Genomic DNA, 12,376 nt, shown 5'->3' with positions numbered 1-12,376 from the left:
AGCTGACAAACGGCGTTATCTGACGCATTGTGTGAGCTGACATCACCCATGATGGGCGGAAGGAAATGAGCCGTCGCCTGCCTTCCCTGAACGCCCTGCGCGCCTTCGAATCCGCCGCCCGGCTGGGCAGCTTCAGCAAGGCGGCCGACGAGCTGCATGTGACCCATGGGGCGGTGAGCCGCCATGTCCGGTCACTGGAGGACCGTCTGGGCGTCCCGCTGTTCCGGCGGCTCCACAAGAAGGTGCTGCTGACGGAGGACGGGGCCGGGCTGCTGCCCGAACTGTCCGCCGCCTTCGACCGCATCGCCAGGGCGGCCGACGCGGTCGACCGGGAAACGCGGCGCATGGTCAGGGTCAGCGTGGAGCCGGCCTTTGCGGCCCGCTGGCTGGTGCCGCGCCTGGGCGGCTTCCGGCGCGACAATCCGGACATCATGATCGATATCGACCCGACCAACGCCCTGGCCGATTTTCGCAGCGATCCCGTGGACATCGCCATCCGTTACGGCTCCGGAACATGGACCGGGATCGACTGCCGGAAGCTGTGCGACATCGGCGTCTTTCCGGTCGCGAGCCCCCGGCTGGCGGCCGACATCGGGCGGCCGTCCGACCTTTCCCGCCACACGCTGCTGCATGACGAGACGCGCCGCTGGTGGGCGCAATGGCTGTCGGCGGCGGGCGCTCCGGCGGATGCGGCGGAGGAAGGGCCGATGTTCCGCGATGCGGGGCTGGTGCTGGACGCCGCGGCCGGGGACCAGGGGATCGCGCTGGGCGATGGCGTGCTGGCGGCCGCCGACCTCGCCGCCGGCCGGCTGGTCCGGCTGTTCGATCTGGAGCCCCTGCCCTGCCAGGCCTATTGGCTGGTCGGGCCGGAGGCAATTCCTGACCGGCCGCCGGTCGCCATGTTCAGGGGCTGGCTGATGAAGGAGATATCGTCCTAGGACTGGCGCGCCGCGATGGCCTCGGCCAGCGCGATCAGACGGGCGGCCTCCGCGACATGGAGGGCTTCCACCAGCCTGCCGTCGACAACAACGACGCCTTTTCCGGCAGCCATGGCCTCGGCATGGGCGTCGGCGATCCGGTGGCTGCGGGCGACATCGTCCGGCGACGGGGCGAAGGCGCGGTTGGCTTCCGCGATCGTCTTCGGGTGGATCAGGCTCTTGCCGTCGAAGCCCATCTCGGCCCCCTGGCGGCAGCTTTCAGCGAATCCCTCATCATCGTCGAGGTCCAGATGGACGCCGTCGATGATGGCGAGGCCATGGGCGCGCGCCGCCAGCAGGCAGAGGCCGAGCGATGTGACGAGCGGCAGGCGGTCCGGCGTGTGCGCCGCGTGCAGGTCCTTCGCCAGGTCCGACGTGCCCATGACCAGCGCCTCCAGGCGCGGGGAGGCGGCGATCTCACGAGAGTTCAGGACGCCGAGCGGCGTTTCGATCATGCACCAGAGGCGAAGCGTCTCCGGCGCGCCGACGGCGTGGAGCGCCTCTTCCGCCGACCGCACCATGTCGGCGCTCTCCACCTTCGGCAGCAGGATGGCGTCGGCGCCGGAGGTCGCGGCGGCGGTGAGATCGTCGCGGCCCCACGAACTGTCGAGACCGTTGATGCGGACGATCAGCTCCCGATGGCCATAGCCGCCTTCGGCCAGCGCCTCCAGGACCTGCCGCCGCGCCTCCTCCTTCGCGGCGGGCGCGACGGCATCCTCCAGATCCAGGATCAGCCCGTCGGCCGGCAGCGACCGACCCTTCTCCAAAGCCCGGCGGTTGGAGCCGGGCATGTAGAGGATCGATCGCCTCGGCCGGACATCCGACCGGACCGGGACTTCCACGGATGTCAGGCCGGCACCTTCAGGTGGCTTTCGACCAACGCCTCGGCGATCTGTACGGCGTTCAACGCCGCGCCCTTGCGCAGATTGTCGGAGACGACCCAGAGGGACAGCCCGTTCTCGACCGTCGGGTCCTCCCGCACGCGGCTGACATAGACCTGGTCGTCGCCGGCGCTCTCCACCGGCGTCACATAGCCCTCGTCGGCGCGATGGTCGATGACCGTGATGCCCGGCGCGTTCTTCAGCACGGCCCGCGCCTCCTCGGCGGAGATCGGGTTCTCGAACTCGATATTGATCGCCTCGGCATGGCCGATGAAGACCGGGACGCGGACGCAGGTCGCGGTAAGCTTGATCCTCGGGTCCAGGATCTTCTTGGTCTCGACCATCATCTTCCATTCCTCCTTGGTCGACCCGTCCTCCATGAACACGTCGATATGGGGAATGACGTTGAAGGCGATCTGCTTGGTGAACTTCTCCTTCGCCGGAGGATCGTTCACATAGATGCCCTTGGTCTGGTTGAACAGCTCGTCCATCCCGTCGCGCCCGGCGCCGGAGACCGACTGGTAGGTCGCGACCACGACCCGCCGGATGGTCGCCAGATCGTGCAGCGGCTTCAGCGCCACGACCATCTGGATGGTCGAGCAGTTGGGGTTGGCGATGATGTTCTTCCGGCCGTAATCGGCCAGATGGTGGGGGTTGACCTCCGGCACCACCAGCGGCACCTCCGGGTCCATCCGGAAATGGGAGGTGTTGTCGATCACCACGCAGCCGGCCTTGGCGGCGCGCGGGCTGTGGATCGCGGAGACCTTCGCCCCCGGCGAGGAGAGCGCGATGTCGCAGCCGGTGAAGTCGAAAGTCTCCAGGTCCCGGACCTTCAGGATTTCATCCTCGCCGAACGAGACTTCCCGCCCGACCGATTTTGCCGACGCCAGCGCCACCACGTCGTCGGCGGGAAACTCCCGCTCCGCCAGGATCTGAAGGATTTCGTGCCCGACATTGCCGGTGGCGCCGATCACCGCGACCTTGTAGCCCATGATTTTCCTCGTTCCGGAGTACCGTTCCGTCTCAGGCGGACCTAAGCCCGACCGGCAACAAATGCAAGCGCGGATTTATCGGGTCTGGAGCGCCCGGCGGCGACTCAGGAGGCCGGAGGCGTCGCCAGCGCGTCGAACGCCTCGCCCTTGAACTCGATCGTCGGATCGATATCGGCGACGCCGCCCAGCGCGCCATAGAAGGATTGGGCGGCGTGGTTGTCGGGCTTCACCTGAAGGGCGACCCAGCTTCCGCCTTGCGCCCTGGCCGCGCGCGCCACCGCCCCCAGCAACTTCCGTCCCAACCCCTTCTCCCGAAAGTCGGGTGCGACGTAGAGGTCGAGGACCCGGCGGCCCACCGCGCCCATCTGGGTGTCGAACCCGCCATGGTGCAGGGCGTATCCGACCGGCTGACCGTCGGCCTCCGCGACCACCGCGGCGAAGGCGGCTTCCGGTCCGAAACCGTGCTGGCGGAACATGTCGGCCGTGAAGGCCGGCGGGGATGCGCCCTCGGCGGCCGACAGCTCCGCGCACAGCCGGGCCACCGCCTCGGCATCTTCCGGCCGTCCGGCCCTGATCGCGATCTCGCTCATGGCGTCCTCCTCCCCAAGGTCTAGGGACGGTAACCGCCGTGACGCGGGAATCGTTGCGCCCGCGACTCTATCGCGCCAGCGAATCCAGCGCTTTCAGCACATGGTCGCCCATGCCGGAGGTGGAGACCTTCGCCGTCTCCGCGCTGGCGATGTCGCCGGTGCGGACGCCGTCATCCAGCACCCGCCGGATCGCCTTCTCGATCAGGTCGGCGTCGTCGCCCATGTCGAAGGAGTAGCGCAGCATCATCGCGAAGCTGAGCAGGGTGGCGATCGGGTTGGCGACGTTCTTCCCCGCGATGTCGGGGGCGGAGCCGTGGACCGGCTCATAGAGCGCCTTCCGCTTGCCCGTCGCGTCGGTCGCGCCCAGCGAGGCGGAGGGCAGCATGCCCAACGACCCGGTCAGCATCGCCGCCTCATCGGACAGCATGTCGCCGAACAGATTGTCGGTGACGATGACGTCGAACTGCTTGGGATAGCGGACGAGCTGCATCGCGCAATTGTCGGCCAGCATGTGGCTCAGCTCGACATCGGCGAACTTCTCCTTGTGCAGCTTCGTCACCTCCTCCCGCCACAGCCGGCCGGATTCCATGACGTTCATCTTCTCGACCGAGCAGACCTTGTTGGACCGCTTGCGGGCGAGGTCGAACGCCACGGCGGCGACGCGGTGGATCTCCGACGTCGTGTAGACCTGGGTGTTGACGCCCTTCCGCTGCCCGTCCGGCAGGTTGAAGATTCCGCGCGGCTCGCCGAAATAGACGCCGCCGGTGAGTTCGCGGACGATCAGTATGTCCAGCCCCTCGACCACCTCCCGCTTCAGCGTGGAATGGTCCGCCAGCGCCGGGAAGACGATCGCCGGCCGCAAATTGGCGAACAGCTCCATATCCTTGCGCAGCCTGAGAAGGCCCGCCTCCGGCCGGATCGCGAAATCGACGGCGTCCCATTTCGGCCCGCCGACCGCGCCCAGCAGGACCGCGTCGGCTTCCATCGCGTCGGCCATCGTCTCGTCGGTCAGCGGCGAGTCGTTCTTGTCGATGGAGCAGCCGCCGACCAGCCCCTCCTTCAGGTCGAAGCCGACCGCGCGGTTCTTCGCCATCCAGTCGGCGACGCGGCGGACCTGGGCCACGACCTCCGGCCCGATCCCGTCGCCGGGCAGCAGAAGCAGCGTCTTGTTCGAAGGCATCGGAAAGCTCTTTCCTGTCGGGTAGGGAGAATGGTGGTCAGCCGATCAGCCAGGGCCGATCCTGCTTCAGCTTCGTCTCATAGGAATCGATGTCGCCGGCATGGCCCAGCGTCAGCCCGATATCGTCCAGCCCGTTCAGCAGGCAGTGCTTGCGGAACGGATCGACTTCGAAGGTGATCTTGCCGCCGTCGGGGCCGGTGATCTCCTGCTTCTCCAGGTCGATGGAGACGATCGCGTTGGCGCCGCGCTCGGCATCGTCCATCAGCAGGTCCACCTGCTCCTGCGGCAGCACGATCGGCAGGATGCCGTTCTTGAAGCAGTTATTGTAGAAGATGTCGGCGAAGGACGGCGCGATGACGCAGCGGATGCCGAAATCCAGCAGCGCCCATGGCGCGTGCTCGCGGGACGAGCCGCAGCCGAAATTCTCCCCCGCCACCAGGATCTGCGCCTTCTGGTAGGCCGGCTCGTCCAGCACGAAATCGACCTTGCGGCCCTCATTGTCGGTCCGAAGCTCGTAGAACAGCCCCTCCTTCAGCCCCGTCCGCTTGATCGTCTTCAGGAACTGCTTGGGGATGATCATGTCGGTATCGACATTGCTCATCGGCAGCGGCGCTGCGACGCCGGTCAGCGTGGTGAAGGGTTGCATCGGCAGGACGCTCCTGGTTCGGGCGCTGGGAAGGACGCCTGTTTGTGCCACAATGGCGGCTGAACCTTAAGGGCGTAATTGTCCCCGCCGGCGCGGCGCAATTGCCGAGCGACGGGGGCAATCAGCTTTTCAGCCGCCAGCCCGACCGGAGGATCGCGCCGCAGCCGGCCCAGAGCGCGACGATGAGGACCAGCATGACCGCGACCGACCGGCCGACCGGCACCGAATGGATGCCCAGCGTCGCCGCCCGGAAGCCGTCGATCACATAGAAGGCCGGGTTGGCCTGGACGATCAGCGTCAGCGGCCCCGGCAGCGCCTCGATCGGCGCGAACAGGCCGGAAAGGAAGGTCAGCGGGATGAAGAAGAAGCCGAAGAAGGCCGAGACATGGTCCCATTTCATCGCCCAGATCCCGGCCATGATGCCGATCAGCGACAGCATCAGCGCCCCGCCGACGGCGAAGAGGAGGAAGAGGGGCGGGTTCAGGATCGTCAGGTCGAAGAAGAGAAGCGCCGCCAGCACCACCGGCAGCCCGGTGACCAGGCCGGCGCTGGCGCCCGCCAAGGCATAGGCCGCGGCGATCTCCCCCGGCGTCAGGGGGGCGGTCAGTATGTCGCTGATGATCCCTTCCATCTTGTCGTAGACGATGCTGGAGACCGTCGTCTCCCCCGCGCGCGTCAGGATGGAGAACAGCACCAGCCCCGGCAGGATGAAGGCCATGACGGCCGCGCCCTCCGGCGTCTCCCGGTCCGGCCCCAGCGCGAAGGCGAAGACGGCCAGATACATCACGGTCGCGAAGCCCGACGCGGCGATCGTCTCCAGCCATTCCTTGAAGAAGCGGCGCATCTCCCGCCGGTAGAGCGTGGCGAGTCCGCCCCAATGGACGCGGCCGAGACGCCTCGGCGGGCGAGGCGCCGCGACCGGTGTCATGCCTTCAACTTGTATCCCGTGGCCAGCATGCGCAGGACCAGCGCCCACAGGGCGATGTTGGCCGCCGCCATGACGATAAGGCCGACCGCCAGCGTCCCGTCGCTCTGCCCGATGAAGCCGTAGCGGAAGCCGTCGATCATGTAGAAGAACGGGTTCAGATGGGCCACGATCTGCCAGCTCTCAGGCAGGCGGTCGATCGTGTAGAAGGTGCCCGACAGGAAGGCCAGCGGCGTCACCACGAAGTTCGTTACGGCGGCGATATGGTCGAACTTCTCGCTCCATATGCCGCCGATGATGCCCAGCAGCGACAGCAGCATGGCGGCGGCGATGCCGTGATAGAGGATGAAGAAGGGGCTGTGCAGCCCGACCGGCACGAAGATCCGGATGGCGATATAGGTCACGACGCCGACCAGGATGCCGCGCGTCACGCCGCCGCCGACATAGGCCAGCGCCAGCTCCCATCCCGCGAGCGGCGGCATCAGCACGTCGACGATGTTGCCCTGGACCTTCGAGATCATGACCGAGGAGGATGTGTTGGCGAAGGCGTTCTGGACCATCGACATCATGATCAGGCCCGGCGCCAGGAACTCAAGGAACGGCACGTCGCCGGCCATCCGGACGATGCCGCCCAGCGCCAGGGCGAAGATCGTGTAGAACAGAAGGGTGGTGATGACCGGCGCGGCGATCGTCTGGGTATAGACCTTGAGGAACCGGAAGACTTCCTTCTGATAGAGGGTCTTCAAGCCCACCCAGTTGACGGGGCCGAGCATACGGGGACGGGGAGCGGGATGGCTGATCATGGGCCTGATCTGGATCGGGGAAGCGGCGGGACAATAGACGGCGGGCAGCGACCGCGCAAACCCGGAGCGCGCGCGTCGGGGCCGCGAAAGGCGACCGCGCGGTATCTGCAGAACGCCGCCCTATACTATCTCCAGCGCTACGCGACCTCCGCCGCCAATTTACGGCGGGTGCTGATGGGCAAGGTCGACCGCTCCGCCCGCGCCCATGGAACGAATGCGGAGGAAGGGGCGCGGCTGGTCGACGGGCTGATCGAGCGGTACCGGGAGGTCGGGCTGCTGGACGATGCCGTCTACGCCGCCGGACGCACCCGCTCGCTCAACCGCCGGGGCGACAGCCCGCGCCTCATCCGCGCCAAGCTGGCGCGCAAGGGCGTGACGGGCGAGGATGTCGACCGCGCGCTTGCAGAGCTTGCCGAAGATGTCGGCGATCCGACGCGGGTGGCGGCCGTCGCGCTGGCGAAACGCCGCCGCCTCGGCCCCTTCCGGCCGCCCTACGCCCGCGCCGCCTTCCGCAACAAGGACATGGCCGCCATGGCCCGCGCCGGCTTCCCCTACCAGGTCGCCCGCGAGGTCATCGACGCGGAAAGCGCCGATGACCTTCTGACGCTCTCCGGTTAGGCCGACACTTTCCTTTCGACCGGCACCGAAAGTTCCCTGTCCGCCTCCGCGATCTCCGCGACGATCTGGGAGATTACCGGCCGGCGGCCGACGCGGCCGTACCAGGCGGCGATAGCGGGATGGTCCGAGAGCGGCGGACCGGCCAGCCGTTCGGAATAGAGAATCGTCATGAAGGTGGCGATGTCGGCCGCCGAAAAGCTGTCGAGGAAGAATTCACGGCCTTCCAGCCTGCGGTCCAGGCCGGCGAACAGTTCGGCGATCTTTCCTTCGGCCTGGATCGCCGCTGAATCCTCCGCCGCGCGGCGGTCGGGGTCGGCGGTGCGCGGACCGTTGCGGTGCATCAGTTCGCGCACCGGCGCCAGCAGCACCTCGTCCGCGAACAGCTCCTGAAGGCGGCACAAGGCCCGCTCCTTCGGCGCGGTGGGGTAGAGCGCGGGCGTCGGCCAGGCATCCTCCAGATATTCCAGGATGATTGTCGAATCGTAGAGGGTGAGGTCGCCGTCGACCAGCACCGGCACCTGCCCCTTGGGGTTGGCCGCCAGCACGTCGGGATGCTTGGGGCTATAGCCCTTCTCCTGGGTGAACGGGACAACCACCCGCTCGAACGCCAGCCCCTTCTCACCCAGCGCGATCTCGATCTTCCGGGCGAACAGGCTCAGCCGGGCCGTATAGAGCTTCATTGCAATCCCTCTCTGAGAAACGCGGAGAACGGCGAGCCGCCTATGAACCTGAGGGCAGCGCATAGGCGATTATGGCGTCGCCGGCCGCCGTTCCGGTGGAGCCATGGCCACCGGCGACGACGACCAGGTATTGACGACCATCCGCCCCAAGATAGGTCGAAGGCGTGGCCTGCCCGCCGGCGGGAAGCCGGGCGCGCCATATCTCCTCGCCCGTCTGCAGATCGTAGCCGCGTACGTAGTAGTCGAGGGTTCCGCTGAGGAACGCGACGCCGCCCCCGGTGACGATGGGCCCGCCGATGCCCGGAACGCCCATCTCGAACGGCAGCGGTACGGGCGACAGGTCGCGCACGGTTCCGTTGACGTGCTTGTAGACGGTTTCGCCGGTCCTGAGATCTACGCCCGCGATGTAGCCCCATGGCGGTCCCTGACAGGGCAATCCGATTCGGGACATGAACGCGCCGATCTCGACCGCGTACGGAGCGCCGAAATTCTCGTTGAAGACCGGGTCGCCTGCTTCGGTAACGACCCGCGTCAGCGGATCCTCGCGCGGAACCAGCTTGACCGTGAAGGCCAGATAGACCGGCATGGCGAACATCACGTCCCGATTGGGATCGACGGCCACCGCGCCCCAGTTGAACGTGCCGAAATTGCCCGGATAGACGATCGTTCCATTGGTCGAGGGCGGCGTATAGCGGCCGCGATAATTGTGCTGGTGGAACGCGATCCGGCATGCAAGCTGGTCGAGCGGGGTCGCTCCCCACATGTCCGCTCCGGTGAGCGGCTCCGGATTGAAGGATATGGTCGAGACCGGCTGGGTCGGCGCCGTCGTTTCGCCTTCCACAGCGCCTTCCTGCGGGACCGGGACCCCCTCGACCGGCAGGGCCGGCTCCCCGGTCTCCCGGTTGAGCACGAAGATTTCGCCCTGCTTGGTCGCCGCGACCAGAGCCGGAACGGTCTGGCCGTCGATGGTCAGATCGATGAGGCTCGGCTGCGCGGGAGCGTCGTAATCCCAGATGTCGTGATGGGCCATCTGATAACCCCATGCGACCTCCCCGGTATCGGCGTCGAGGGCGAGAATCGACGAAGAAAACCTTTCAACGTCAGGCCCGCGGTCGCCGCCATACTGGTCGGGCGATTCATTGCCCATGGGCAGGTAGACGAGCCCGAGGTCCGGATCGTAGCTCGACACGCTCCACGAGTTGGGCGCGTTTTCGGAATAGGTCTCGCCATTGGCGATCGGTTCCGTGGCCTGCGGATTCTTGCTGTCGAAATTCCACACCAGCTCGCCGGTGAACGCGTCATAGGCGCGGATCACGCCCGATGGCGAGGTGACGGACGCATTGTCGTTCACCGCCCCGCCGATAATGATCAGCCGGTCTGTCGCGACCGCCGGCGAGGTCGAATAGACCGAGCCGGGGGTGACGTTTGGCATGTTGGCCCAGAGGTTCACCGTGCCGTCCTCGCCGCCGAAGCCGGGGCAGATTTCGCCGGTTTCGGCGCTGAGCGAGATCAGCCGCCCGTCGGAGGTCGACACGAAGACCCGGCGGACGCATTCCGGCCCGCCGGCGCCGGCCTCGCCCGGCGGCTCGCGATCGATGTCGGGATTCGGCTCGTCGATCGTCGCCTGTTCGGTCACGACGTTCTGCGGCTCGCCGGCCGCCTCCGTGGTGACCTCGGCGGCGCTCAACTCGACCCGGTCGACGGCCGTGGCCGCCGGTGAGGGCTCTTCTTCGACCGTCGCGTCGCTCCCGTCGAAATAGGTGACGCCACGACAGGTCATGTGCTGGGTCGTCGTGGTCGGCGGTTGTTTCAGCAGCGGGTCGAAGCGCCATATCTCCTCGCCCGTGATCGGGTCGAGGGCGATCACGATGCTGTGGGGCGTGCAGATGTACAATCTGTCGTCGACCATCAAAGGGGTGACTTCGTAGGTCGTCTCCACCGGATCGTCGGGGCCGCGCACATCGCCCGTGTGATAGGTCCAGGCCACCCCCAGGCCAGCGACGTTCTCCGGCGTGATCTCCGTCAGCGGGGAATAGCGCCTGCCCGCCGACGTGCGCCCATAGGCTGCCCATTCGCCGTCGGGAACGCCGGTTTCCAGATCTTCGGTCGCTGCCATGCGTTCGTCCTCGAACGCGCCGACGATTTCGTTCGGGTTCTGGAACATGGCGTAGACGCCCACGGCCGCGCAGATCGCCAGAGAGGCGGCGAGAACGCCGGCGTTGACGCCATAGCCGGCCTTCGGTTCCGGTGGCTTGCGCATCGCCCTGACCATCGGCGGCATCAACAGAAGGACGCCGATCACCAGCAGCAGGCTGCCGCGCGCCGACAGCGCCCACCAATCGAAACCCGACTCCCACACGGCCCATGCCAGCGTCACGATCATGGTCGCGCCATAGAGCGCCAGACCGGCCGGCCGGCGCACCGTCAGCAGAATGGCGGAAACGACAAGCGCCACACCGAGGGCGATGTAGAACCAGGACCCACCAAGCGTCGCCAACCAGACGCCGCCAGCGCCCAGCAGCAATCCGATGAGAAATACAATAATGGAGAGAGCAATCCTGTACATATCGCCACCTTCAGCAGACGTACGATAACCGTACGAGCCATCGGAACCGGTCGACCATGAGTCCGCCCGCGGCCATTCCGGATGTCGCTGCGACGCCTGATTTCCCAACGGCGGAGCGGTGGGATTGTTCCGCAAGCGGTCCAACGGCGCTCGGGTCAATCGCGGCGGAAGATTCCGACCAGTTCGACATGGGCCGACCAGACGAACTGGTCGACCGGAACCACCTTCTCCAGCCGATACCCGCCATCCGCCAGCGTGCGGGCGTCGCGGGCGAAGCTGGCGGGGTTGCAGGAAATTCCGACGATCAGCGGAACCCCGCTTTCGGCGATCCGGGCGGCCTGCTCGCGCGCGCCGGCGCGGGGCGGGTCGAAGAGGATCGCCTGGGCGTCGCCGAATTCCGCCGGCTCCAGCGGGTCGCGGAAAAGGTCGCGGGCGGCAGCGGAGATGCGGGCCGTGCGGTCGGAAAAGCGCGCCGCGCGGTCCAGCGCCGCGATCGCGACGGGATCGGAATCGAAGGCCCTGACGATGGCGCGGCGGGCGAGCGGCAGGGCGAAGGTGCCGATGCCTGAGAAAAGATCGACGATGGACGAGGCCTCGACGGTCGCCTCCCGCACCAGATCCAGCAGCGTCGCCTCCCCTTCCCGGCTGGCCTGGAGGAAGCCGCCGGGCGGCGCGATCACGGGCACGCCATCGAACGTCACGATGCCGTCACGGCGATGGGCGATCGGCTCCGGCGCACCGCTTCCGGCCGCCCAGGACAGGCGGGCGAGATCGGAGCTCTCGGCAAAGGCGGCGAGATCCAGCCTTCCGTCCAGGTCGGGGTCGCGGCCGGCGCGGATGGTGACGTCCAGCCCGTCATCCAGCAGCGCCACGGCGATATCGGCCGGCTCTCCCTCCCGCAAGGCCGCCGCCAGCGCGTCGCGCAGGCGGGGCAGCAGCGCCGTGATCTCCGGCCGCAGCACGTGGCAGGCCTCCAGATCGATCAGACGGGTGGAGCCGCGCTCGTTGAAGCCCAGGAAGACGCCCTTGCGGCCGCGCCTCGCGCTGAAGACGGCGCGGCGGCGCGATGCCGGCGGGGTGCGGCGCAAGGCCGCGACCGGCGTTTCATCCAGCCCCCGATGGGCAAGGGCGGAGACGACGAGGCCGCGCTTCCAGGCGGCGTAGGACTCGTCCTCCAGATGCTGGACCGTGCAGCCGCCGCAGGCCCCGAAATGGAGGCAGGGCGCATCCTGCCGATGGGGACCGGAGGAGACCAGCTCCAGAAGCTGCGCCGGTACGCCGTCGGCCCGCGCCGGCTCCAGCCGGACCCGTACCCGTACCCGTACCCGGTCGCCCGGCGCGGAGAAAGGGACGAAGATCTTCCGTCCCTCCAGCGCGCCGATGCCGTCGCCGCGGGCGCCCAGGCTTTCGATGGAGAGCGCGGCCTCCCTCTGCCGGCTGCCGGCGGAAGGTTTCCTCGCCCGGTCGGCGCGGGATCCGCCCCGGCGTCGCGCTTTCATCGTCATGGCGCGGAGACTT

Annotated in this window: 12 protein-coding genes; 2 read left to right on the top strand and 10 right to left on the bottom strand. The window is 67.6% G+C overall.

Features of this window, described 5'->3' with window-relative positions:
• The first annotated feature begins 65 nt into the window (after window positions 1–65).
• On the top strand, window positions 66–938 hold the full coding sequence (gcvA, locus tag AAFN89_RS19665; protein WP_347540924.1) for a transcriptional regulator GcvA: 873 nt from the start codon (window positions 66–68) through the stop codon (window positions 936–938).
• Here the strand turns inward: gcvA and AAFN89_RS19660 are convergent.
• From AAFN89_RS19660 to AAFN89_RS19630, 7 genes are all read right to left on the bottom strand, one after another.
• A complete protein-coding gene (locus AAFN89_RS19660; RefSeq protein ID WP_347540923.1) occupies window positions 935–1,819 on the bottom strand; it encodes a CoA ester lyase in 885 nt (294 codons plus the stop codon). The genes gcvA and AAFN89_RS19660 overlap by 4 nt on opposite strands.
• 5 nt (window positions 1,820–1,824) lie before the next feature.
• Entirely contained in the window at window positions 1,825–2,850 is a 1,026-nt protein-coding gene (locus tag AAFN89_RS19655) for an aspartate-semialdehyde dehydrogenase (protein ID WP_347540922.1), read from the bottom strand.
• 104 nt (window positions 2,851–2,954) lie between these two features.
• The gene (locus AAFN89_RS19650; protein WP_347540921.1) at window positions 2,955–3,440 is read right to left on the bottom strand and encodes a GNAT family N-acetyltransferase; all 486 of its coding nucleotides are present in this window, start codon (window positions 3,438–3,440) and stop codon (window positions 2,955–2,957) included.
• Between the two features lie 67 nt (window positions 3,441–3,507).
• Window positions 3,508–4,620 (bottom strand): 3-isopropylmalate dehydrogenase, encoded by a 1,113-nt coding sequence (gene leuB, locus AAFN89_RS19645; protein ID WP_347540920.1) that lies wholly within the window; start codon window positions 4,618–4,620, stop codon window positions 3,508–3,510.
• 37 nt (window positions 4,621–4,657) lie between these two features.
• Window positions 4,658–5,266: a 3-isopropylmalate dehydratase small subunit gene (gene leuD, locus AAFN89_RS19640; protein ID WP_347540919.1), complete on the bottom strand. Its 609-nt coding sequence runs from the start codon at window positions 5,264–5,266 to the stop codon at window positions 4,658–4,660.
• A gap of 121 nt (window positions 5,267–5,387) precedes the next feature.
• Window positions 5,388–6,194, bottom strand: coding sequence for an ABC transporter permease (locus AAFN89_RS19635; protein ID WP_347540918.1), 807 nt, complete (start codon window positions 6,192–6,194; stop codon window positions 5,388–5,390).
• Complete coding sequence (locus tag AAFN89_RS19630; protein ID WP_347540917.1) at window positions 6,191–6,994, bottom strand: ABC transporter permease; 804 nt, start codon at window positions 6,992–6,994, stop codon at window positions 6,191–6,193. Before AAFN89_RS19630 ends, AAFN89_RS19635 begins: the two co-directional genes overlap by 4 nt.
• Between AAFN89_RS19630 and AAFN89_RS19625 the strand changes: the two genes are divergently transcribed.
• The gene (locus AAFN89_RS19625) at window positions 6,983–7,612 is read left to right on the top strand and encodes a regulatory protein RecX (protein ID WP_347540916.1); all 630 of its coding nucleotides are present in this window, start codon (window positions 6,983–6,985) and stop codon (window positions 7,610–7,612) included. The two genes, AAFN89_RS19630 and AAFN89_RS19625, sit on opposite strands and share 12 nt — an antisense overlap.
• On the opposite strand, the gene AAFN89_RS19620 is transcribed toward AAFN89_RS19625, so the two are convergent.
• From AAFN89_RS19620 to AAFN89_RS19610, 3 genes are all read right to left on the bottom strand, one after another.
• Window positions 7,609–8,292 carry a glutathione S-transferase family protein gene (locus AAFN89_RS19620; RefSeq protein WP_347540915.1) on the bottom strand — a complete coding sequence of 228 codons (684 nt, stop codon included), beginning with the start codon at window positions 8,290–8,292 and terminating at the stop codon, window positions 7,609–7,611. The two genes, AAFN89_RS19625 and AAFN89_RS19620, sit on opposite strands and share 4 nt — an antisense overlap.
• Window positions 8,293–8,332: 40 nt before the next feature.
• Complete coding sequence (locus AAFN89_RS19615) at window positions 8,333–10,858, bottom strand: membrane-bound PQQ-dependent dehydrogenase, glucose/quinate/shikimate family (protein ID WP_347540914.1); 2,526 nt, start codon at window positions 10,856–10,858, stop codon at window positions 8,333–8,335.
• Between the two features lie 155 nt (window positions 10,859–11,013).
• On the bottom strand, window positions 11,014–12,363 hold the full coding sequence (locus tag AAFN89_RS19610) for a class I SAM-dependent RNA methyltransferase (protein WP_347540913.1): 1,350 nt from the start codon (window positions 12,361–12,363) through the stop codon (window positions 11,014–11,016).
• Between the last annotated feature and the right edge of the window lie 13 nt (window positions 12,364–12,376).

This window comes from Inquilinus sp. CAU 1745 (assembly GCF_039839375.1).
In the GTDB taxonomy this organism is placed as follows: Bacteria; Pseudomonadota; Alphaproteobacteria; order DSM-16000; family Inquilinaceae; genus JBDOQU01.
This window is presented reverse-complemented; position numbering and strand designations above follow the sequence as displayed.